This window comes from Streptomyces roseofulvus (assembly GCF_039534915.1).
Classification (GTDB): Bacteria; Actinomycetota; Actinomycetes; order Streptomycetales; family Streptomycetaceae; genus Streptomyces; species Streptomyces roseofulvus.
The window spans coordinates 269971-289706 of sequence record NZ_BAAAWE010000001.1 but is presented as its reverse complement, the minus strand read 5'-3'; the positions used below and the strand labels follow the sequence as shown (position 1 = coordinate 289706).

General features: G+C 72.4%; 20 protein-coding genes. 11 read left to right on the top strand and 9 right to left on the bottom strand.

The window, feature by feature from the left end; translation table 11 throughout:
- Positions 1-118 precede the first annotated feature (118 nt).
- Positions 119-751: a hypothetical protein gene (locus tag ABFY03_RS01390; RefSeq protein ID WP_346172181.1), complete on the top strand. Its 633-nt coding sequence runs from the start codon at positions 119-121 to the stop codon at positions 749-751.
- A 74-nt stretch (positions 752-825) separates the two neighbouring features.
- A complete protein-coding gene (locus tag ABFY03_RS01385; RefSeq protein WP_346168881.1) occupies positions 826-1614 on the top strand; it encodes a hypothetical protein in 789 nt (262 codons plus the stop codon).
- A 190-nt stretch (positions 1615-1804) separates the two neighbouring features.
- Here the strand turns inward: ABFY03_RS01385 and ABFY03_RS01380 are convergent, their stop codons facing one another.
- Positions 1805-2740, bottom strand: a complete 936-nt coding sequence (locus tag ABFY03_RS01380) for an AraC family transcriptional regulator (RefSeq protein ID WP_346168880.1) — start codon at positions 2738-2740, stop codon at positions 1805-1807.
- 54 nt (positions 2741-2794) lie between these two features.
- Complete coding sequence (locus tag ABFY03_RS01375; protein WP_346168879.1) at positions 2795-3721, bottom strand: NADP-dependent oxidoreductase; 927 nt, start codon at positions 3719-3721, stop codon at positions 2795-2797.
- Between the two features lie 365 nt (positions 3722-4086).
- On the opposite strand from ABFY03_RS01375, the gene ABFY03_RS01370 reads away from it, so the two are divergent.
- Entirely contained in the window at positions 4087-4881 is a 795-nt protein-coding gene (locus ABFY03_RS01370) for an ABC transporter ATP-binding protein (protein WP_346168878.1), read from the top strand.
- On the top strand, positions 4881-7304 hold the full coding sequence (locus tag ABFY03_RS01365; RefSeq protein WP_346168877.1) for an ABC transporter permease: 2424 nt from the start codon (positions 4881-4883) through the stop codon (positions 7302-7304). Before ABFY03_RS01370 ends, ABFY03_RS01365 begins: the two co-directional genes overlap by 1 nt.
- 278 nt (positions 7305-7582) lie before the next feature.
- Here the strand turns inward: ABFY03_RS01365 and ABFY03_RS01360 are convergent, their stop codons facing one another.
- Positions 7583-8080: an allene oxide cyclase barrel-like domain-containing protein gene (locus tag ABFY03_RS01360; RefSeq protein ID WP_319007513.1), complete on the bottom strand. Its 498-nt coding sequence runs from the start codon at positions 8078-8080 to the stop codon at positions 7583-7585.
- Positions 8081-8375: 295 nt separating this feature from the next.
- Here ABFY03_RS01360 and ABFY03_RS01355 point away from each other — a divergent pair, with 295 nt between their 5' ends.
- Positions 8376-8909 (top strand): GNAT family N-acetyltransferase, encoded by a 534-nt coding sequence (locus tag ABFY03_RS01355; protein WP_346168876.1) that lies wholly within the window; start codon positions 8376-8378, stop codon positions 8907-8909.
- A 45-nt stretch (positions 8910-8954) separates the two neighbouring features.
- On the opposite strand, the gene ABFY03_RS01350 is transcribed toward ABFY03_RS01355, so the two are convergent.
- Entirely contained in the window at positions 8955-9920 is a 966-nt protein-coding gene (locus tag ABFY03_RS01350; protein WP_346168875.1) for a LysR family transcriptional regulator, read from the bottom strand.
- Positions 9921-10052: 132 nt separating this feature from the next.
- On the opposite strand from ABFY03_RS01350, the gene rarD reads away from it, so the two are divergent.
- Positions 10053-11009 carry an EamA family transporter RarD gene (rarD, locus tag ABFY03_RS01345; protein ID WP_346168874.1) on the top strand — a complete coding sequence of 319 codons (957 nt, stop codon included), beginning with the start codon at positions 10053-10055 and terminating at the stop codon, positions 11007-11009.
- A 175-nt stretch (positions 11010-11184) separates the two neighbouring features.
- Complete coding sequence (locus ABFY03_RS01340) at positions 11185-13527, top strand: Orn/Lys/Arg family decarboxylase (protein WP_346168873.1); 2343 nt, start codon at positions 11185-11187, stop codon at positions 13525-13527.
- Positions 13528-13705: 178 nt separating this feature from the next.
- On the opposite strand, the gene ABFY03_RS01335 is transcribed toward ABFY03_RS01340, so the two are convergent.
- Complete coding sequence (locus ABFY03_RS01335; RefSeq protein ID WP_346168872.1) at positions 13706-14032, bottom strand: hypothetical protein; 327 nt, start codon at positions 14030-14032, stop codon at positions 13706-13708.
- A gap of 126 nt (positions 14033-14158) precedes the next feature.
- Positions 14159-14584, bottom strand: a complete 426-nt coding sequence (locus ABFY03_RS01330; protein WP_346168871.1) for a contact-dependent growth inhibition system immunity protein — start codon at positions 14582-14584, stop codon at positions 14159-14161.
- Positions 14585-14858: 274 nt separating this feature from the next.
- Between ABFY03_RS01330 and ABFY03_RS01325 the strand changes: the two genes are divergently transcribed.
- Positions 14859-15446: a hypothetical protein gene (locus tag ABFY03_RS01325; protein ID WP_346168870.1), complete on the top strand. Its 588-nt coding sequence runs from the start codon at positions 14859-14861 to the stop codon at positions 15444-15446.
- 18 nt (positions 15447-15464) lie between these two features.
- On the top strand, positions 15465-16031 hold the full coding sequence (locus ABFY03_RS01320) for a WD40 repeat domain-containing protein (RefSeq protein WP_346168869.1): 567 nt from the start codon (positions 15465-15467) through the stop codon (positions 16029-16031).
- Between the two features lie 115 nt (positions 16032-16146).
- Here the strand turns inward: ABFY03_RS01320 and ABFY03_RS01315 are convergent, their stop codons facing one another.
- Together ABFY03_RS01315 and ABFY03_RS01310 are read right to left on the bottom strand one after the other, a co-directional pair.
- The gene (locus ABFY03_RS01315) at positions 16147-16311 is read right to left on the bottom strand and encodes a hypothetical protein (RefSeq protein ID WP_346168868.1); all 165 of its coding nucleotides are present in this window, start codon (positions 16309-16311) and stop codon (positions 16147-16149) included.
- A 26-nt stretch (positions 16312-16337) separates the two neighbouring features.
- A complete protein-coding gene (locus tag ABFY03_RS01310) occupies positions 16338-16508 on the bottom strand; it encodes a hypothetical protein (RefSeq protein WP_346168867.1) in 171 nt (56 codons plus the stop codon).
- Positions 16509-16875: 367 nt separating this feature from the next.
- Here ABFY03_RS01310 and ABFY03_RS01305 point away from each other — a divergent pair, with 367 nt between their 5' ends.
- Together ABFY03_RS01305 and ABFY03_RS01300 are read left to right on the top strand one after the other, a co-directional pair.
- A complete protein-coding gene (locus ABFY03_RS01305) occupies positions 16876-17988 on the top strand; it encodes a glutamate--cysteine ligase (protein ID WP_319007503.1) in 1113 nt (370 codons plus the stop codon).
- A 265-nt stretch (positions 17989-18253) separates the two neighbouring features.
- Positions 18254-18709 (top strand): hypothetical protein, encoded by a 456-nt coding sequence (locus tag ABFY03_RS01300; protein ID WP_346168866.1) that lies wholly within the window; start codon positions 18254-18256, stop codon positions 18707-18709.
- 582 nt (positions 18710-19291) lie between these two features.
- On the opposite strand, the gene ABFY03_RS01295 is transcribed toward ABFY03_RS01300, so the two are convergent.
- Positions 19292-19708, bottom strand: coding sequence for an STAS domain-containing protein (locus tag ABFY03_RS01295; protein WP_346168865.1), 417 nt, complete (start codon positions 19706-19708; stop codon positions 19292-19294).
- Positions 19709-19736 lie beyond the last annotated feature (28 nt).

The following is a 19736-nucleotide window of genomic DNA, read 5'->3' as shown; positions in this document are numbered from 1 at the left end:
GCGCAGGGTGAGGAGGTCCTCGCGGCACCGGCCGCCCATGGGTCCGCTCCGCAGTCCGACGACCTCAGGAGGTGGTGGGGCGGACGAGGCATGCGGAACACTTGGCCGGGTGATCGTGATGCAGCCGGTCCTGGAGATGGACGCACCCGTCGGCTTCGACCTCTGGCCTGTCGCCGAGGCCGAGGTGCCTGGCTTTCTCGCTCTCAGCGGTGCGCTCTCATCCACTGAGGTCGGGACCGCGGTGATGCTGATGGCCGGTGGCAACGACTTCGACCCCGACGGCGACCGTCCACCTCGTCCGCCCGGCGCGCTTGACTCCTTTCTCCATGGACTGCTGACGTTCGACAGCCTCTTCGCCTCCGGTGGGCTGCGGGTCACCGACCACGCCACGGGCGTCACTTTCCTGCCCGGCTGCTGTGACGGACTGGAGAACTGGCGCGACTGGCACCAGCTCGTCGAGGGCGGCGGCCTGCTCGGGTTCGGCCACGACCCTGTGTCACCCGCCGCGGAGCGGGTCGGCGGCACCATCCGGCTCACGGTGAACGCCGAGCAGAAGGGCAGCCCGGTGATCGAGCTGTCCGTCGCCGAACTCCGCGACCTGCTGGCCGGCGCCGAGCGCGACCTTGCCGAGTTCCTCGCGCTGGCCGCCGCATGGGCCTGCGTACACCTGCCTGCCCACAGTGCGCCCGTCACGGCAGCCCTGGCCCGCCTGCTCGACCTCCCCGCGCCGGCCGTACCGCCGAGAGCCTAGGGGCGGCGGCCCCTGCTCCCAGCAGGCGGGGGGCCGTCGTCTGCCGTCCACGGCGCACGAGGACGGTGGATGCGGTGCTTGTCAGTGCCAGGTGGCAGCCTGAACGCGTGGTGATCGACAGATACGAGGACGTTCCCCTCGTCGCGGCCGAGGGCCTGCTGGCGCTGCCGGGGTTCTGGGCTGCCTACCTGCTGTGGATGTGTCAGACCGAGGAGGAGGACCCCGAGCCGCAGTGGTTCGGGGCTGACGCAGCCGACGCGGACGCGGCGTACGAGGCCCTGACCGATGAGGAGCGCTGGCCGGTCCTGCGTATCCCGTTCGGCGACGGTCACAGCGTGCTCGTCGTGGGCCGCAATCTCACCGATGACCCGGGTACGGAGTACTTCGTCGCGCATCCCGAGTGGGACCGGCACGGGCACCTGGCCACCATCGACGGGCATCAAGCCGGCCCCGGACTCTCCTGGCGCGAGCTCACGCACATCGCCGGCACGCCCGACCCCGGGGCTCCCGGGGTCCAGGCACCGCACCTCCGCCTGCTGCTTCTGCTCCCGATCCTCGGAGACAGCGGCCTGCCCGCCGGTGCGGGCGCGGTGATCGCCGACGCGCTCGTTCAGGTGGGCGTCGCCAGGGACCGGGCGCCCGAGGTGGCCGATGCCCTCCTCCACGACCATCCCTTGTGGGAGCCGGCGGAGTGGTTCCTGGCCTCACCGTCTCCGCTCTCCGGGACCGCGCCGCACGTTCCGGGCATTCTGCACTGCGACGGACCCCAGAGCCCGCGACGCGGAATGCGCCTGGCCCAGGGCATCACCCGTGAACGCAGCGACCGGCTGGCCCGAGCACTCGGCACCTGGCCCACGCCGTGACCCGCCTGCCCCGAGCCGAAGGGCTCACGACGCAGCTGGTGGCACGCACCGACGCGCTACCAGCACGAGGTGACACACGTTCCCGCTGTCGACGGCGCCGGGGTGGGCAGGTCCTGTCCTGCGGGTAGGCGTGTGCACCGCCGCGCTTGAGTCCGCCCCGGTTCGACCGCGTCGCTGCCCGTGGTCCCGGTCAGGCCGCGCGCGCCTCGCGCCGGTAGCCGCCGGGGGCCTGTCCGTACTCGCGTTTGAACGCCTTGGCGAAGGCGTACTCGGACCCGTAGCCGGTGCGCGAGGCGACCGTGGCCAGGGGGTCCTCGGTCTCCCGCAGGAGGCGTGCGGCGGTCGTCATGCGCCAGCGCGTCACGTACGCCATGGGCGGTTCCCCGACCAGGTCGTTGAACCGGCGGGCGAAGGCGGCGCGGGACAGGCCGGCGCGGGTGGCCAGGGATTCGACGGTCCACTGGGAGCCGGGCTTGTCGTGGATCGCGGCCAGGGCCGGCGCGATCGCCGCGTCCCCGAGTGCGGCGGCCCAGCCCTTGGCCCCGGCGGCCGGACGTTCCTCCAGCCAGGCGCGCAGGATGTACAGGAGCAGCGAGTCGATCAGCGCGGGCACGATGCCGCCGGAGCCCGGACGGGGCTGCTCCAGCTCCGTCCGCAGCAGTTGCACGGCCGACGCGAGTTCGGGGTGCCGGGCAGGGTTCGCGGACAGATGGATGATCTCCGGCAGCTGTCGTACGAGGGGATGGGGGCGGGCCCGGTCGAGGTGGTAGTTCCCGCACAGCAGGTTGGTGGTGGCGCCCTCGCCGCCGATGGTGACCGTGCCGAGCGGTGAGCCGGGGCTGTACTGGGAGGGGCGTTCGACCTCGGCCGGGGTGTCCGGGTGGTCGGCCAGGATGTGGCCGCGCCCGTCCCGCAGGAACACCACGTCGCCGGGACCGAGCGGGAGCGGCGTCTGAGACGCCGCGTCCTCCAGCGGGACGAGCCAGCACGAGCCCGACAGCACCACGTGGAACCCCGCGCCGGCCACGGGGGGCAGCCTCAGTCCGAAGGGCACCCGGCCGGTGGTCCGGACGGAGACCGGCCGGCCGGTGCGCATGGAGGCCAGCACCTCGGTGAGGATGTCCAAGTCCCGCCCCTCTCCCCAGCTTTCCGGTCCCCTCCGCACTCTAACCCGCTCCGTTCAGGCGACGGTCAGGACGACCTTGCCGCGGGTGCGGCCGGAGCCGACCAGCTCGTGGGCCTTGGCCGCTTCTTCGAGGGGGAGCGTCGCCGAGACGTGGGGGCGGATGCGGCCGGCGTCGATCAGGGTGGCGATCGCCTCCAGGGAGGCGTAGTCCGGTTCGACCGAGATTCCGGCGAAGCGGCGGCCCTCGTTCTCGATGCGGGCGGCCAGCTCGGTGTTCCAGTGCTCCATGATGCTGACCAGGGTGCCGCCGGGCTTCAGGACGTGCAGCGCGCGCTCGCCCTCGGAGCTGGAGTCGAAGACGACGTCGACGTCCGTGACCGCTTCGGTGTAGTCGGTGGTGCGGTAGTCGATGACCTCGTCCGCGCCGAGCGCGGTGACGAACTCGTGGTTGGCGGCGCTCGTCAGGGCGGTGACGTGCGCGCCGTGTGCCTTGGCCACCTGGACCGCGAAGTGGCCGACGCCGCCGGCCGCGCGGTGGATCAGGACCCGCTGGCCTTCGGTGACCCGGGCCGCGTCGACCAGGCCCTGCCAGGCGGTGAGGGCGGCGAGCGGCACGGCGGCGGCCCGCACGTGGTCGAGTGAGGCGGGCTTGCGGGCCACCTGCCGCGAGGGCACCGCGATGTAGTCGGCGTAGCCGGTGGCGGCGCGCGGGAAGAAGGGCATGCCGAAGACCTCGTCGCCGGGCTTGAAGCGGGCGCCGGGGCCGGCTTCCTCGACGACACCGGAGATGTCCCAGCCGACACCGAACGGCGGCTCGCCCAGGAGCGGGTAGGCGCCGGAGCGCACGGCCACGTCGACCGGGTTGACGCCGCTGGCGTGCACGCGGACCAGGACCTCGCCGCCGAGCGGGGCCGGCTTGTCCCTCTCGGCGAGCTCGAGGACCTCGGGACCGCCGAAGGACTTCTGGATGACAGCACGCACGATGAACTCCCTTTAGCCGTAGTCGTCTTGGGGCGCCTGCCCCGTTGACCTCCACACTAGGAAGATCGAACGAGATGCTGAATATCCTTCGATCTTCGAAAGATGTCCGAGCGTCTACATGTCGCTGATGAGAGCGGCGCGCGGTGCCGTGATCGCACGGGCGGAGGAGGAGGGGGAGGCAAGAGACCGCGGGGGTGGGACCGCGGGGGCGGACGACGGGGGCGGGACGACCGCGGCCGCACGACGGGGGCGCGACCGCGGGGGTGGGGACAACCCCACCCATGATCCACCGGCGGCCGTCATGGTCCCTGACCTGCTCCGTTCCGTACGTTCGACAGGACGAAACCGAACGTACGGAGGAACCCATGGCACGGGAAGCCGCCCCCTTCACGGCAGCCGTCGAACTCGCCGGAGTGCGGCGCCAGTACGGCAAGGGAGACCGCGCCGTGCACGCCCTGCGCGGCATCGACCTGAGCCTTCCGCACGGCAGCTTCACCGCCGTCATGGGACCGTCCGGATCCGGCAAGTCGACCTTCCTGCAGTGCGCCGCCGGACTCGACCGGCCCACCGCCGGGTCGGTCCGCCTCGGCGGCACCGAGATCACCCGCCTCGGCGAGAACAAGCTCACCGAGCTGCGCCGCAGCCGCCTCGGCTTCGTCTTCCAGGCATTCAACCTGCTGCCCTCGCTCACCGTCGAGCAGAACGTGCTGCTCCCGCTGCGGCTCGCCGGCCGCCGCCCCGACCGGGACCGCGCCGCCGAGGTCCTCGGGCAGGTCGGTCTCGCCGACAAGGGCGCCCGGCGGCCGTCCGAGCTGTCCGGCGGACAGCAGCAGCGGGTCGCCATCGCCCGCGCCCTCGTCACCCGGCCGGACGTGATCTTCGGCGACGAGCCCACCGGCGCCCTCGACACCACCACCGCCGCCGAGATCCTCACCCTCCTCCGCGACGCCGTGGACCGGCTCGGAGCGACCGTCGTCATGGTCACCCACGACCCGGTCGCCGCCGCCTACGCCGACCACGTGCTCTTCCTCGCGGACGGCTCCCTCGCCGACCGCCTTCCCCGGTCCACCCCGGCCCGGATCGCCGCCCTGATGACGGACCTCACCCCCACCGCGACGGCCGCGGCCGCGTTCTCCGCCCGGGCCGGGGCGGTCGCCTGATGCCGCTCCGACCCAACGGCCTCGCCCGGGCCGCCGTCCGCTTCAAGCCCTCCTCCTTCGCCGGCACCTTCATCGCGCTGCTGCTCGCCGCCGCCGTCGTCTCCGGATGCGGGCTGCTGCTCCAGACCGGCCTCACCGCGTCCGTGCCGCCCACCCGTTACGCCGCTGCCCCCGTCGTCGCCGCGGCTGACCAGCAGGTGCACACCACCGTCGGACGGGGCCCGGAACGCCAGACCTTCTCCGCCACCCTGCCCGACCGCGCGCGCCTCGACGCCTCCCTCGTCCACGCCGCAGCCCACGCCCAGGGCGCCGCCCGAGCCATCGGCGACGTCACCTACCCCGTACGCGGCGTCGCCGGCAACCCGCTCACCGCCTCCGGCTGGGGCTCCACCGCCTTCACCGGCACCCGGCTCGCCTCCGGCACCGCGCCGGAACCCGGGGGAGTCGTGCTCGGCGGCGGCCACGCGCGCGTGGGGGAGCGCGTCACCCTCGACACCCCGATCGGCCGACAGAGCTTCACCGTCTCCGGAACGACCCACACGCCCGGCGTCTGGTTCACCGACGCCCAGGCCCTCGCGCTCTCCGGCCATCCCCGCACCGTCGACGCCATCGCCGTGCTCCCGACTCCCGGTACCGACCCCGGCACGCTCGCCGCCGAGGTCGACCGAGCCCTGCACGGCAAGGCGGAGGTGCGCACCGGCGACGACCGCAGCCTCGCCGAGGGTGCCGCGCTTCCGGCCGCCAAGGAGCTCCTGGTCGCGCTCGGCGGCTCGTTCGGCGGCATCGCCACCCTGGTCGCCGTGTTCACCGCGGCCGGAACCGTCGCGCTCGGCGTCGGCCAGCGCTCCCGCGAGTTCGCGCTGCTGCGGGCCATCGGCGCCACCCCCCGCCAGCTGCGCCGCTCCATCGCGACCGAGGCCCTGCTGCTCGCCCCGCTCGCCGGCGCTCTCGGCTGCCTGCCCGGACTCGCCCTCGCGAGCTGGTGGTTCGGACAGCTCCAGGACAAGGGCGCGGTTCCGCAGGGCGTACGACTCGACACCGGGCCCCTGCCGTACGCCGCCGCCGTCCTCGTCGTCGTCCTGGCCGCCCTGGGCGCCGGACACGCCGCCGCCCGCCGCCCCTCCCGCGTCGCGCCCGGCCTCGCCCTCGCCGAGGCGCAGACCGAACGACGCGCGATCGGCCGGGTCCGCACCGTCCTCGGAGTGACCGCCGCCGCGGGCGGCGCCGCGCTCGCCGGAGTCGCCGCCGCCGGTTCCGGTGAGGACGCCGCCAACGCAGCCCTCGGCGTCGTCATGCTCTTCATGCTGGCCGTGGCGCTGCTGGGCCCGCTGCTCGCCCGGCTCAGCGCCACCGTCCTCAGCCTGCCGCTCCACGCCGCCGGCGCCCCGGGACACCTCGCCGCCGCCAACTCCCGTACCAACGCCCGCCGGCTCGCCTCCGCGCTCACGCCCATCGTGCTCGCGACGTCCTTCGCCTCCACCCTCGTCCTGCTGCACGCCAGCACCGACCGCGCCACCGAGCACCAGCAGCGCGCCGGCGTCGTCGCCGACCACGTCGTGACCGCACCGGGTGGGCTGCCCGTCGACGCCGCCGCCCGCGCCGCCCGCCTCCCGGGCGTCACCGCCGCGGTGGCCGTCCAGCACACCGGCGTCCTGCTCCCCGACCGCGACACGGGTTTCCGCAGCGCCACCGCGCTGGCCGTCTCCGCCGACCCCCGCCCCGTGCTCGACCCCGACGTACGCACCGGCTCCCTCGCCGACCTGCGCCCCGGTACCGTCGCCGTCGACGCCAACCTCGCCGACGCCATGGACGTCCGCCCCGGCGAACGCCTCCCTCTGCGGCTCCCCGACGGCCGCACCGCCTCGCCCCGCGTCGTCGCCACCTACGGGCGCGGCCTCGGCCTCGCCGAGGTCACCCTCCCCGCCGCCGACCTGGCCGGCCACCGCAGCGTCCCCTACGCCGACGAACTCCTGGTCCGCGGCGGCACGCCGGACCGCCTCGCGGCGCTCGGCACGGTCACCGACGCCGAGGGCCGGGCCGCCGCGCGCAGCCGTGACCGCGAGGTCAACGCCTGGGCCAACACCACCATGGCCGCCGTCCTGGGCGCCTTCGCGTCCGTCGCCGCCGCCAACACCCTGGTCATGACCGTCCTCGCCCGCCGCCGCGAGCTGCGCACCCTCCGCCTCGTCGGCACGACCCGCCGCCAGGTCCTGCGCATGATCCGCTGGGAAAGCCTGGTGGTCGGCGTCGCCGGAACCGTCCTGGGCGGAGCGATCGCACTGGCCACCCTCGTGCCCATGACACACGGCCTCACGGGCGAAGGCCCCTACCTGCCCCCGCTTCTCGTCGCCTCCTTCGCCGCCGCGGCGCTGCTGCTCGCTCTCCTCTCGACGACCCTCCCGGCCCGGGCGCTGCTGCGCTGAGCCAGTACGCCACGACGGACGGCCACCCCCGGCAGCCCGCGGCCCGCCCGACACCGGCAGCGGCCGCCGGGGCCCCAGCCCATTCCGCGTCCGTCCTGTCCGAGCGGGAACTCCCGTTCAAAGCCCGCCCCCGAGATTTACACGACAGCAGCCACTGAAGGGTGAGACGCCCCGGACGTCCCCTGACCCGCGGCTCCTCTCGCACGACCTGCGTCTCCCATGGTGCGACGCGAGAGGGAGACGGCCGGGTGCCGGGGCCAGGTGGACGTCGGGGTCCGTCAGGCGAGGTGGATCGTCAAGCGCCGTACGACCTTCGGGTCCGTGTCGATCGTCTCGGAGTGGACCGAGCCGCGCGCCTTCTCGTACTTGCCGGTGCCGCCGTTGATCGCGGCGTCGAAGGGACCCTGGTCGACGTAGTTGAAGTACACCCCCTGGGTGGTGAGCTGGCCGTCCGGGAGGACGTAGGTCACGAGGCACTGCTCCGCTTCATCGGCGCCGCCCCGGGTGGTGGTGCAGGTGCCGTGGGTCTCGCCGACCTTGTTGTGCGCCTCGTCGAAGAGGTCCGAGCGGACGACGACCCGATCACCCTGCGACACCGCGCCGGGGGTGACGGGGAAGCGGGTCAGCTGCTGCGCCTCGGCCAGATAGACAAGGGTCCGGGTCTTACCCGTGGCCTGGGCGGAGCCCGGGTCCGTCGCGCCGGCCGTGACGGGGGTGAGGGCGAGGAGGGTGACCAGCGTGGCCGTGCCGAGGCCGGCCGCTCTGATGGGGCGCATCGTGCGACTCCTGAGGTTGATGTGCGGGAATGACCGGATGGCGAACTTCCATCCGATTCCGTTCGATTCCCTTCATAACCTCGACTCCGCCGCCGTGCGGAGCACCCAGGCGCGAACCACCGGCACATCCAGCCGGTCGGACGACAGCCGGAGGTGACGTGGCGCTCACTCAGACGCGCCTCGGGAGACGGGGCCCGCCGGCTGTCGGTCCAGGTGCGGGGGACGAGTGTCCAGACGCAGGAGAAGCGTCGGATCCCCCAGCCCCAGCTCGTTCGACCATGAGAGGGTTGCTGCCATGACTGTGGACGCGCCGGGCAGCGAGGTTCTCCTCGAGACGAGTCGGCTACTGCTCAGACCGTGGCGGGTGGACGAGGCTGCCGTCCAGCGCGAACTCTGGACCGAACGCGATCCACGAGTGCCGCCGCACCGCCGCATCGACGCGGACGGACACCCCACGGTCGAGGAGCTCGAGGCTGCGATCCGTACCCACAAGGTGTGGTCGACCGGCCTGCTGGCGGTCGAACGGAAGGCAGTCGGTGACGTCATCGGCTATTGCGGGCTGGTCGACAGCGGGCGAGGAGCGGCGGGAGAGCCGGAACTGGCCTTCGAACTGCTACGCCGAGTGTGGTGCCAGGGATACGCGACCGAGGCCTCGCGGGCGGTTCTGGAATGGGCGCGCTCGTCTGGGTACGAACGCCTGTGGGCCACCGTCTGGGACTGGAACACCGCCTCTCGCAGAGTGCTGGCCAAGGTCGGGTTCACCGAGACCGACCGGAAGGAAGTGGACGCGGTACACGGGACCACCTTGTTCACCACGAAACGGCTCTGACGCACGCGACGTTCGACCGCGGGGACGGCCACGCGCAACGCCACCTCACGACCGCGAGCGGAAGCGGAGGGGCCCCAGTGACCCGGGCTCAGGAGCAGAGGCAGGGTCGGCGTGCCGGTGCAGGGCCTCGACGTAGGCGTGGAGCGCCGGTGAGGCGAGGGCCTGGTGGCGGGTCACGGCGTACAGCTGTCGGGTGAGGCTGGTGCCGGCGATGTCGCGGACGGCCAGGCGCGGGTCCGCGGCCGGCAGGGTCAGGTCGGGCAGCAGGGTGACCGCGCCTGCGCTGCGCACGAGTTCGAGCTGGACGTCGGCATCGTTGGACCGGTGCCGCAGGTCGGGGTCGAATCCTCCGTGTGCCCGGCAGGTGCCGATGATCATTGCGTGATGGCCGGTACCGCTGCTCGATGAGGTCCACACCTCGTGGCGCAGCGAGGAAAGGGCAACGGGCCCGGGGTGGGCGGCGAGTGGGTGCCCTGCCGGCAGAACGAGGCGTGTCCCTTCGCGCAGGAGCAGGTGATGGTCCACGCCGTCGGGACGCGGGCGGGGATGGCCTGCGTACTCGTCGCTGATGACGAGGTCGACGGTGCCCAGGCGCAGCTCGGGCAGGGCCACTTCGAGTTCGAGCTCGGTGATCTCGACCTCGACGAGCGGGTGCAGGCGTGCCACGTCGACCAGCGCGGGGATGAGGAGCCGGCGGGCTGCCGATTGCAGGCCCACGGCTCGGATCCTGCCGCGGACCTCGTGGGTCAGGTTCGCCAGTTCGGTCTCGGCGGTTGCGGCGGCGTTCAGCAGCACGACGGCGTGACGGGCGAGCACCTTCCCGGCGTCGGTGAGCCGCACCCCCCGTCCGGCCGGCTCGACCAGGCGGGCCCCCGCCTCTCTCTCCAGCACCGCCAGCTGCTGGGAGACCGCGGAGGGGCTGTAGCCGATCGCGGCGGCCACGGCGGCGAGGGTCCCTCGCTCGGCGAGTTCGCGCAGCATCCTCAGACGGTGGAGGTCAGACAGGGCCATCCATGAATTCTAATGAATCAGCTCCACGATTCGTCGCTGGTCCTTACCGGTGAAGTGGGGGACGCTGGAGGCCGCCGCAGGCCGGTGCCGCGGCCCCTCCCTCTCCCGCCTCCCGGAAGGCACTCACGCCCCATGAACGCGCGCACCCCCTCCGTCCCCACGTCCGGGATCGCGTCCTCGGTCGGAGCGTCGGTCATCTTCGGCACCATCTTCATGATCCCGCCGCACCTGCTGCCGCTGGATCCGGAGCAGATCCTGGGATACCGCATCGTCGCGATGGTCGTCCTGCTGGCCGCCTTCTTCTGCGTGGGGCGGATGTGGGACCAGGCGGCGGCGCTGGCCGGCCGCCTCCGCGCGACACCGCACCTGGCCGGCGCTCTGGTCCTGAACGCCGCTCTGCTGGGTCTGCAACTGTGGCTGTTCGGGTGGGCGCCCCAGAGCGGGCACGGCCTCGATCTCTCGCTGGGCTATCTCATCCTGCCGCTGGTCATGGTGGTGGTCGGTGTGGTGGTCTACCGCGAAAGGCTCTCCCGTCGGCGGATCGCGGCCGTACTCTGCGCTGCCGCGGGAGTCACGGCGGCCGTGGTCTTCGCCGGAGGGCTGCGCTGGCCCACCCTGCTGGTGGCCGTGGGGCTTCCGCTCTACTTCGTCAGCCGACGCGCCTTCGCCCTCGACTCCGCCGCGGCCCAGCTCTTCGAGCTCAGCGCGATGCTCCCCTTCTCGGTCCTCGTCCTGGCGGCCAAGCCCTCGCTGGGAACGGTCATCCACCGCCCCCGGCTGGTCGCCGGACTCGTCCTCCTGGGCCTTCTCAGCGCCGCCGGGTTCGCGCTGTACCTGACCGCCAGCCGCGTCCTGCCGTTCTCTCTGTTCGGGGTGCTCAGTTACGTCGAGCCGGTCCTGATGGTGCTGGTCTCCCTGACGTTCCTGGGCGAACCGTGGCAGCCGGCCGACACCTTCGTCCACCTCCCGATCTGCGCCGGACTCGTCCTCCTCGCGGTCGAGTCGGCGGCAAGGGAACCCGCCGCGCCGCAGCGGCCCGCCGCCAGGTCGACGGCGCATGCCCGTACCCCCGCCGACCGGCCCGTGTAGGGGCGGGTCGTGGGGTGCCGGCATGCGCGCCAGGCGCAGCCAGTCGCGGACGGGTCCCGAACCGGAGCGGTACCCCTTCAGGTGAATGTCATCCGATCGCCGGTGTCGCCGGACTCCTCGAACCGTTTATCCGCGCGGCATATGTCCTTGCTCGGGAAGGAGTGGGAAGCCAGTCATGAGTACGGGAACGGTTCTGTTGGCGACGCGGGAGCTGGGTGCGCGCGTCGGAGCGGTCGGCGAGCAACTGCGGCGCATCGGCAAGGAGCTGGAAGGCCAGGGCTTACAGGTACGGAGCGCCGGCGAGGCCCGGGACGCGCAGGCCGTGCTGCGGACGGAGGCCGGTCTCGTCGGGGCGGTCGTGGCCTGGGACCTGGACCCGCAGGCCGACCCCGGCGGTGCGGCGGGCGGTGGGGCGGAGGTCCTCGCGGCGATCGGGCAGCGGTTCAAGGACCTGCCCGTGTTCCTGATGATGCCGCAGGACTCGGAAGGCGAGTTCGAGCAGCTCCCGCTCTGGGTCGCCGAAGTGGTGACCGGCTACGTCTGGGCTCTGGAGGACACGCCCGTCTTCATCGCGGGGCGCGTGGCCGCCGCGGCACGCGCGTACCGGGACGGGGTGCTGCCCCCGTTCTTCAAGGCGCTGCGCCGTTTCGAGGACGCGCACCAGTACTCGTGGCACACCCCGGCGCACGCCGGTGGCGTGGCGTTCCTGAAGTCGGCGGCGGGGCGGGCCTTCTTCGACTACTACGGCGAGCGGCTGTTCCGTACGGACCTGTCGATCTCGGTCGGCGAACTGGGCTCGCTGTTCGAGCACAGCGGCCCGATCGGCGAGGCCGAGCGCAACGCCGCCCGCGTCTTCGGGGCCGACCGCACGTACTTCGTGCTGCACGGGGACTCGACGGCCGACCGCATGGTCGGCCACTTCAGCGTGATGCGCGACGAGATCGCGCTGGTGGACCGCAACTGCCACAAGTCCGTGCTGCACGGACTGGTGATCTCCGGCGCCCGCCCCGTCTACCTGGTCCCCACCCGCAACGGATACGGACTCGCGGGCCCCTTGCCCCCCGCCCGCATCGACGCGGACGCGGTGCGGGCGCGCATCGCCGACCACCCGCTCGCGGCGGACGCCCTCCCTCCGCGCGCGCAGTACGCCGTGCTCACCAACTCCACCTACGACGGGCTGTGTTACGACACCGTCCAGGTCGCGCGGACGCTGGCGCCCAGCACGCCACGGGTGCACTTCGACGAGGCGTGGTTCGCGTACGCCCGGTTCCACCCCCTGTACGAGGGCCGGTACGGGATGGCGGTCGGCGCCGACACCTTCGACGACCCGATGCGACCGACCGTCTTCGCCACCCAGTCGACGCACAAGCTGCTCGCGGCCCTGTCGCAGACCGCGATGGTGCACGTGAAGCCCTCGCCCCGCGCCCCGGTCCAGCACGAGCGGTTCAACGAGGCGTTCATGATGCACGGCACGACCTCGCCGCTGTATCCCGCGATCGCCTCGCTGGACGTGGCCACGGCCATGATGGACGGACCGCAGGGGACGTCCCTCATCGGCGAGGCCGTCACCGAGGCGGTGCGTTTCCGCAAGGCCGTCGTCCGCACAGGGCGGCGCATCGAGGCCGCGGGCGACCGTCCCGGCTGGTTCTTCGGCGTATGGCAGCCCGACACCGTGACCGATCCCGCCACCGGCGAGCGCGTGGACTTCGTCGACGCGCCGCCCGCTCTGCTCGCGGCGGATCCGCGCTGCTGGCAGCTGGAGCCCGGTGCCGAGTGGCACGGCTTCGAGGGACTGACCGAGGGCTACTGCCTGCTCGACCCGGTGAAGGTGACCCTGACCTGCCCCGGCGTCACCGCCACCGGAAACAGGGGGGAGTGGGGCATCCCGGCCCGAGTCCTGACCGCCTACCTCGCCACCCGCGGCATCGTCGTGGAGAAGACCGACAGCTACAGCACGCTGATCCTCTTCTCCATGGGCATCACCAAGGGCAAGTGGGGCACCCTCATGGACGCCCTGATGGACTTCAAGGCGCTCTACGACGGCGCCGCTCCGCTCGAACGGGTGCTGCCCGCCCTGGTGGACGCACACCCGCACCGCTACACCGGCCTCACCCTGAAGCGGTTGTGCCAGGACATGCACGAGCACCTCACCGAGGCCGAGTTGATCGACGCCCTCGACACGGCCTTCCGCGACCTTCCCGAGCCCGTCGCACCGCCGCAGCACTGCTACCAGCGGCTGATCCGCGGCGGAACCGAGCGCCTGCCCCTGGCCGAGGCAGCCGGCCGCATCTCCGCGGCGATGGTCACCGTCACCCCGCCCGGCATCCCCGTCCTGATGCCGGGCGAGGCCGTCGGTACCCCGGACGGCCCGCTGCTGCGCTACCTCGGCGCCCTGGAAGCCTTCGACCGTGCCTTCCCCGGCTTTCACAGCGAGACCCACGGAGTCACCATGGACCCCGCCACCGGCGCCTATCTCATCGAATGCGTACGCCCGGAGCCGGAGGACGTCCCCAGCTGAGCACGTGACGTCCCCGTCCGCCGCCGCGGGCTCCAGCCTTCTGTTGCCGGAAGCCCGCGGCGGAACGCCGCGCCCGCCCGCCCGGCGATCCGCACCGGCGCTGCCGGAACCACCTGACCGTCGGAGACACGCGGGCGGCGGGGTGGCGAAGGCGGTCTCCTGCCCTTGCGAGCTGCCCTCAGGTGAGGTCGAAGGTGACGTTCGCGGAGCCGTCCCAGTCCGGTGCCTCCGTGAGGGTGAGGGTTCCGTCCTCCGCCTCGACGACCCGCACCATGAACCCTCCGCGTTCCTCGCCGGGAAACGTCACGGAGAAGTGGGGATCCATCTCCATGAGGAAGTCCCAGCCCTCGCGCTGCATCGAGTCGAGGGCGGGGGCATGCCGACCGGTTGCCCGCCACCGGCCGATCGGGTCGACAGCCACAGTGATGTCGATGTCGTACATCTCAAGGCACATCGAGTGATTGGCCCACCATGCGAGGCGGCCCTGACCCGCGAATCGATCCATGGGCACACTATGCCCGGTGCCCAGGCCGGCCGGGGCACCCACAGGGCTGCCCCGCGTGCGGGCGTGGCAGGCGCCACCCGCTGCCGACGATTCCCCGTGGTGGATCGCCGGCTTGCTGGGGGTCGGTCAGCGACGTGGTCCCGTCGGGGCGGTGAAGCGGGTGAGTTCTTCGGTGGCGCCGCGCGGCAGGCCGGCAAGTGCCGTGTCCGGCAGGGTCGTGATCACGGTGCGCAAGCGTGTTCCGAGGTCGGGGAAGGTGTCCCAGGCCGAAGCCGGGAGGTTCACTGTGGCGAGCAACAGGTCGCCCTCGTGGAAAGAGGCGTCGAGCATCGGTTCATCGAGCAGCAAGCGCACGGCGAGCGGCAGCACGTAGGGCAGTGCCACCTGCTGGGAGACGAGGGTGCGGAGATCCGCCGGCCCGAGTTCGCCCAGCGGAACCCGCCGCAGAGCATGCACCTTGCGTACCAAAGAGGTCGCGTCGGAGCCGGGAGGCGGCCAGCGAGGCGGGTCCAGCTCATCGAGCGTGCGAGCGAGGTGCAGCAGACGGTCCATGGCGCTCATTGTCGCGGGAACAGCAAGGGAGGCTCCGGCTCAGGTCGCAGAAACCGCCTGTCCGCTCCCTGCGTGCGCGGGGACGGTTCCGGCTTTCCCGCACAGCGGGCTCCGGGCTGCGTCAGTCTCGGTGGGGCGTGTTCGGGCGGCGTGAAACCGTCTTGTCTGCGGGGGCTGGTGCCGGTTGAGTGCGTGATCGGCGGGTTGACCGACGGGTGGACCGGCGGGTAAGTGGCCCGCCGGGCCGGATCCGTACGACGAGCGGGACGGGCCGTTGCTCCTGAACCTGCCGCTGTCCCCGCAGGACAAGCCGTACAACGTACGGATCGACACCGCCGCCGGTGTCATCCGCTATCTGGGCATGGGCGGACGCGCCGTCCGCTCCGTGAACGCACGCGACATCCTCGCCGCGCACTGGAACGACAGGAAGGGCCCCGCTGCCGCACCCAGCCCCACCGGACACGTCACGGCCTTGCCGAGGATCAAGGAGGGCGCGCTCTCCTACGAGCTCCGGCACACGACAGCCGGCCGGCTCCTGGGCACGACTCCCGGAGCACGCCACCTCCCCGGCCGGACTCCCCATCCCCTGGCGTCATTCAGCCCGGACGGCAGGTTCTTCGCCTTCACCCCTGCCTCCGCTCTCGCGGACGTCCGCCCCAGCCCGCTCACGTACACCCGGCACATCGTGGTCTGGGACGTGGAGGCCCGCCGCCCGGCGGCGGACGTCACCATGCGCCGGGGCAGTGAGCCGCCGGCATCCCTCGCCGTGGCGAACGCGGGCGGTGAACCCGTCGTGTACGGCATCGTCTCCGGACAGGTCTGGGACCTCTCGCACTCCAAGCCGCTGACAGAGTTCCGGTAAGGGATCTCCCCGACCCGGATGGCGCTCCACCCCCGTGCGTCGCGGATGACCCTCAACGACGGAACGGTCCTGGAACTTCCCACGGGCCGGCTGCTGCACGACCGTACGGAGCGCGACGTCGGGGACGCCATGGCGTACAACGGCGACGGCGACCTGCTCGCCGTCGCCGACGGCTCCGGCCGCATCCTGCTGTACGACGGCACCATGAGGTCCCCGCGGGGTGTCCTCGCCGGCGGCGAACCGGAAGGCGCGGACGGCACTCCCGCTCCCGTCACGGCTCTCACGTTCTCCCCGGACGGCCGTACGCTCGCCGCCGGAACCCAGGCGGGCGGCATCCGCCTCTGGGACATTCCCTCCCGCACCATGATCGGCGCACCGCTGCCCACCAGCGGGGACAGAGTGAGAACCCTCGCGTTCTCCGCGGACGGCGACTCCCTCCACATCCAGGGCTCCCACACCCGCCCGCGCACCCGATCACTCGCCCCCGAGCAGCTGGTCGCCGAGCTGTGCACCCGCGTCGGTCCCCTCACCCCCGGCGAATGGGCGGCCTACATCCCGGACGAGGACCACCGCGCCACCTGCTGAGCCCCAGCTCACGAGACAGGCCGCAGACTCCTTCGGACGCGCGTTCCGCGAGAGGGCGGAGCACCCCCCCCGTGAAGGTGCTCCGCCCGATGCGCCCGTCAGCCGTCCGCGCCCGTCAGCCGTCTCTGTCGTGGCTGCCCGCCCGGACCTGGGACGTCCCGGCCGCCGCGGACGCGGGCACCGAGCCGCACCACGTGACGGCCAGGACGGCCGCCCCCGCGACGATCAGCCGCGCCAGACTCCCCACCGGCACGGCGAGACGCCTCCGCCCCGTCGTCACGAGCCCTCCTTCCGCAGAGCCCGCCGCTACCACGTGGGCCCCGAGTGCGGGCGCTCCTCCGCCCGCCGCCGGGCCTCCTCCTCGGCGTACCTCGCCTGCCGCTCCGCCTCCTGCCGGGCCAGGAACTCCGCGTGCTCCCGCTCGCTGCGCCGGCGGTTCTCTTCGATGTCCCGCACCTCGTCGTCGCTCAAAGGCATGATGTGGTCCTCTCGTCCAGGGCCCCGTCGGCCCTCTCACCTCAAGAATTCGCACGTGAGGGTTGTTGCGCAGCCCCGTGCGGACGATGAATCAATCGCCCGCCCATGCGTGCCGCGCCCTGCGCCAGGCAGGAGGTAACCGGACCGGGACATCGCGGCCGCCGGCCGTCTGCCGCCCCCGCGCCCGTGGGAATGGCCCCTCGGTCCGGTGATACCGGGATCGCCTGCCCTCGTGCGCGGCCTGCTGCCCGCTCTTCGAAGGACGAGAGGCGTCATTCTCGATCTGCCGGGCATACGCATGACCTGCGGACTCGCCACTCGGGTCCGGGTAGGTCGGGCGTCGCCCGTGTCGGAACAGGAGCCATGCATGCGCACCGTAGGAGTCGAGGAAGAGCTGCTGCTCATCAGCGCCACGACGGGCGAGCCGCTCGCGGTGTCGCCGGCGGTGCTGGCGGCCCAGGCGGTCAGCGGGGGCGGGGACGGGGAGGAACACGGTGCGTTCGAGAAGGAGCTCCATCAAGAGCAGCTGGAGTTCGCCACCCGCCCCCTGAGCGACATGCGCGTCCTGCGCGACGAGATCGTGCAGCTGCGCGGGGAGGCGGCGCGTCACGCCGCCAAGGCGGGCGCCCGGGTGGCGGCCCTGGCGACCTCGCCGTTGCCGGTGGAACCGTCACGCAACCTCGGCCCCCGCTACCGGTGGATGGCGGAGCAGTTCGCCCTCACCACGCAGGAGCAGCTCACCTGCGGGTGCCACGTCCACGTCTCGGTGGAGTCCGACGAGGAGGGCGTCGCCGTCCTGGACCGGATCAGGCCCTGGCTGTACCTCCTGAACGCGATCAGCGGCAATTCGCCCTTCTGGGACGGACAGGACAGCGGGTACAGCAGCTACCGCAGCCGAGTCTGGAACCGGTGGCCGTCCGCCGGTCCGTACGAGCCGTTCGGCAGCGCCGAGGGCTACCACCAGCGGGTGAGCGACATGCTGGCGACCGGCGTCCTCCGCGACACAGGCATGATCTACTTCGACGCCCGGCTCTCCCACAGCTACCCGACCGTGGAGATCCGCGTCGCCGACGTCTGCCTGGAGGCGGACACCACCGTGCTGGTGGCGACCCTCGCCCGAGGGCTCGTGGAGACCGCAGCCCGCGCCTGGCGCGACGGCGAGCCGCCCGCCCGCGTCCCGGCCGCACTGCTGCGCCTGGCGTCCTGGCGGGCCGCCCGCTCCGGCCTCCAGGGCCCGCTCCTGGACCCCCGCACGCTGCGCGAGACGCCCGCCGAAGCGGCCCTGGACGCCCTGCTGGAGCACACCGACGCGGCCCTGCGCGACAGCGGGGACCGCGACGACGCGCACCGAGCCCTTACGGCCCTGCTCGCCCACGGAGGCGGGGCCCAGCGTCAGCGCGAGCTCCACCAGGGAGGATGCGACCTGGGAGAGGTCGTACGGGAGTGCGCACGGATCACGGTCGGCGAAACCACCACCTGAACGCCACACGGCATCCTGCATGCCAGCACCCACCGTCCAGGGAGCCGTGCGAGGACATCGCAGGAGGGATCACAGATAGTCGAAGAACCGGGTCCACCACGTCGGGCGGTGCTCGGGCGGGGAGGAGGAGACGAGGTCGCTGACGCCGTCGTATCTCGACCCCAGCGGGTGCTCTGAGATGCCGTCGTTGCCGAGGGCTTCCAGCTTTTCCTCGCCGCCGAGCCGGCCGGCGGCGTGAAACAGGGCTCGCCGGTAGCCTGCCCGCGTGGCTGAGATCTGGGAAGAAGAGCAGTTGATCGCGGACGGTTTCGAGCGTGTCTACGCCGAGTTGGAGTGGTACGACGGACTGCGCGCCGGCCTGGCCGACATCGACGGGAAGCCGCACTACTTCCAGAACGACGACTACGTGAACGTCGGCCAAGCCGATGAGTACCGGGTCTGGCCCGCGAGCGAGGCAGCGGTGGAGCTGGAGCGCGAGCAGTGGGCGATCTTCGCCCGATGGAACGATCGCCGTGAGGCCGGCGAGGTCGGACCGGAGAGCCATCCGGACGGCGGCGGGGTCGACGTCCGCTATGACGAGCTGCAGTTGCTCTTGGCGCCACACCGCCTGGTACCCGAGGACGCCCCCCGCCGACTCGTGGCCGAGTTGCGGTTCGTGGCCGGCGCTCGCTACCGAGCCGACGGGCTCGGCTACCGGTTGCGGTGGACGCGGAGCAGGTGAGGTCGCCGCTGATCCGCGCGCTGAACGAAAGGCCGAGCCATGCTGTCCACGGGTGAGGCAAGCGTTCCCGCTCCGCCGAACGGCAACGTATGCCCCCGGGCCGTGCTGAGTGGGTCCAGGGTGCGGAGGTGCCTCGTTCCCCGACACGCGTCACCTGTTGGTCTTCCCATGCCTCGGTTCCTCCCCGGAGCGCACGGACGTGTCGGACGCAGCGGTCGTGGCCGGCCCGGTCATGACACCTCACCCACCTCCAGCTGTCCCTCACACCCCTGGCCTGCGTCCCCGATCCGCCACCAGAGGACGACACCGCTGCCCGCTGGCGGTGGATCACCGTCCACGTCGACGGGTGACCGCGCCGCCGGCGACAGAGCCGGCGGGGACGCGCAAGCCACAGCAGGCGTGAGCCAGACGACTGGACGGCATCCGGTTCCGGGGGTGAGTCGGGCGATGGTGTGTCCGCTCGTGGGCGCGCGGTGGCCCTGACCGCCGCGCAGGCCCTCGCGGCAACCCGCCGTGGTGGCTCGGAGCGCGGCTCGGTCACGGAAACGGCGGAGAGTGAGCGGAACGAGGGCGCCGGCTCTGTCAGGTGATGCCGACGCTGTCGCGATCCTCTGCGACCTCCAGGACGCGGTCGGCGCCGGTGAGTTCGAACAGCCTGCGGATCTGACCCGTGAACGGGCCGACGACGACGAGGCGAGCGGCGCGCCGGTGGGTTACGAGGAGTTCGTTGAGGAACGTCGAGTCGCCGAACGTCACGCCCGACAGGTCGAGCAGGACGCGTTCCGGCTGCTCCTTGTCGACGTCGTTGAGAGCGTCCCGCAGGCAGGGCAGCGTGTCCCGGTCGAATTCGCCCGTCACGTCGAGTATCAGCGTCCCGGCGGGCGCGGAGTCGTCGCGTGTCACGTGGGCGACGCCGGTCGGGGACCTGTAGGTGTGAGGGCCGACGGCCAGGAACCCCTGAGGGATGCCCTCTTCCGCGAACCCCTGGCTCTCGCTCATACGAAAAGCGCCTGATCTCCGCCGGTCG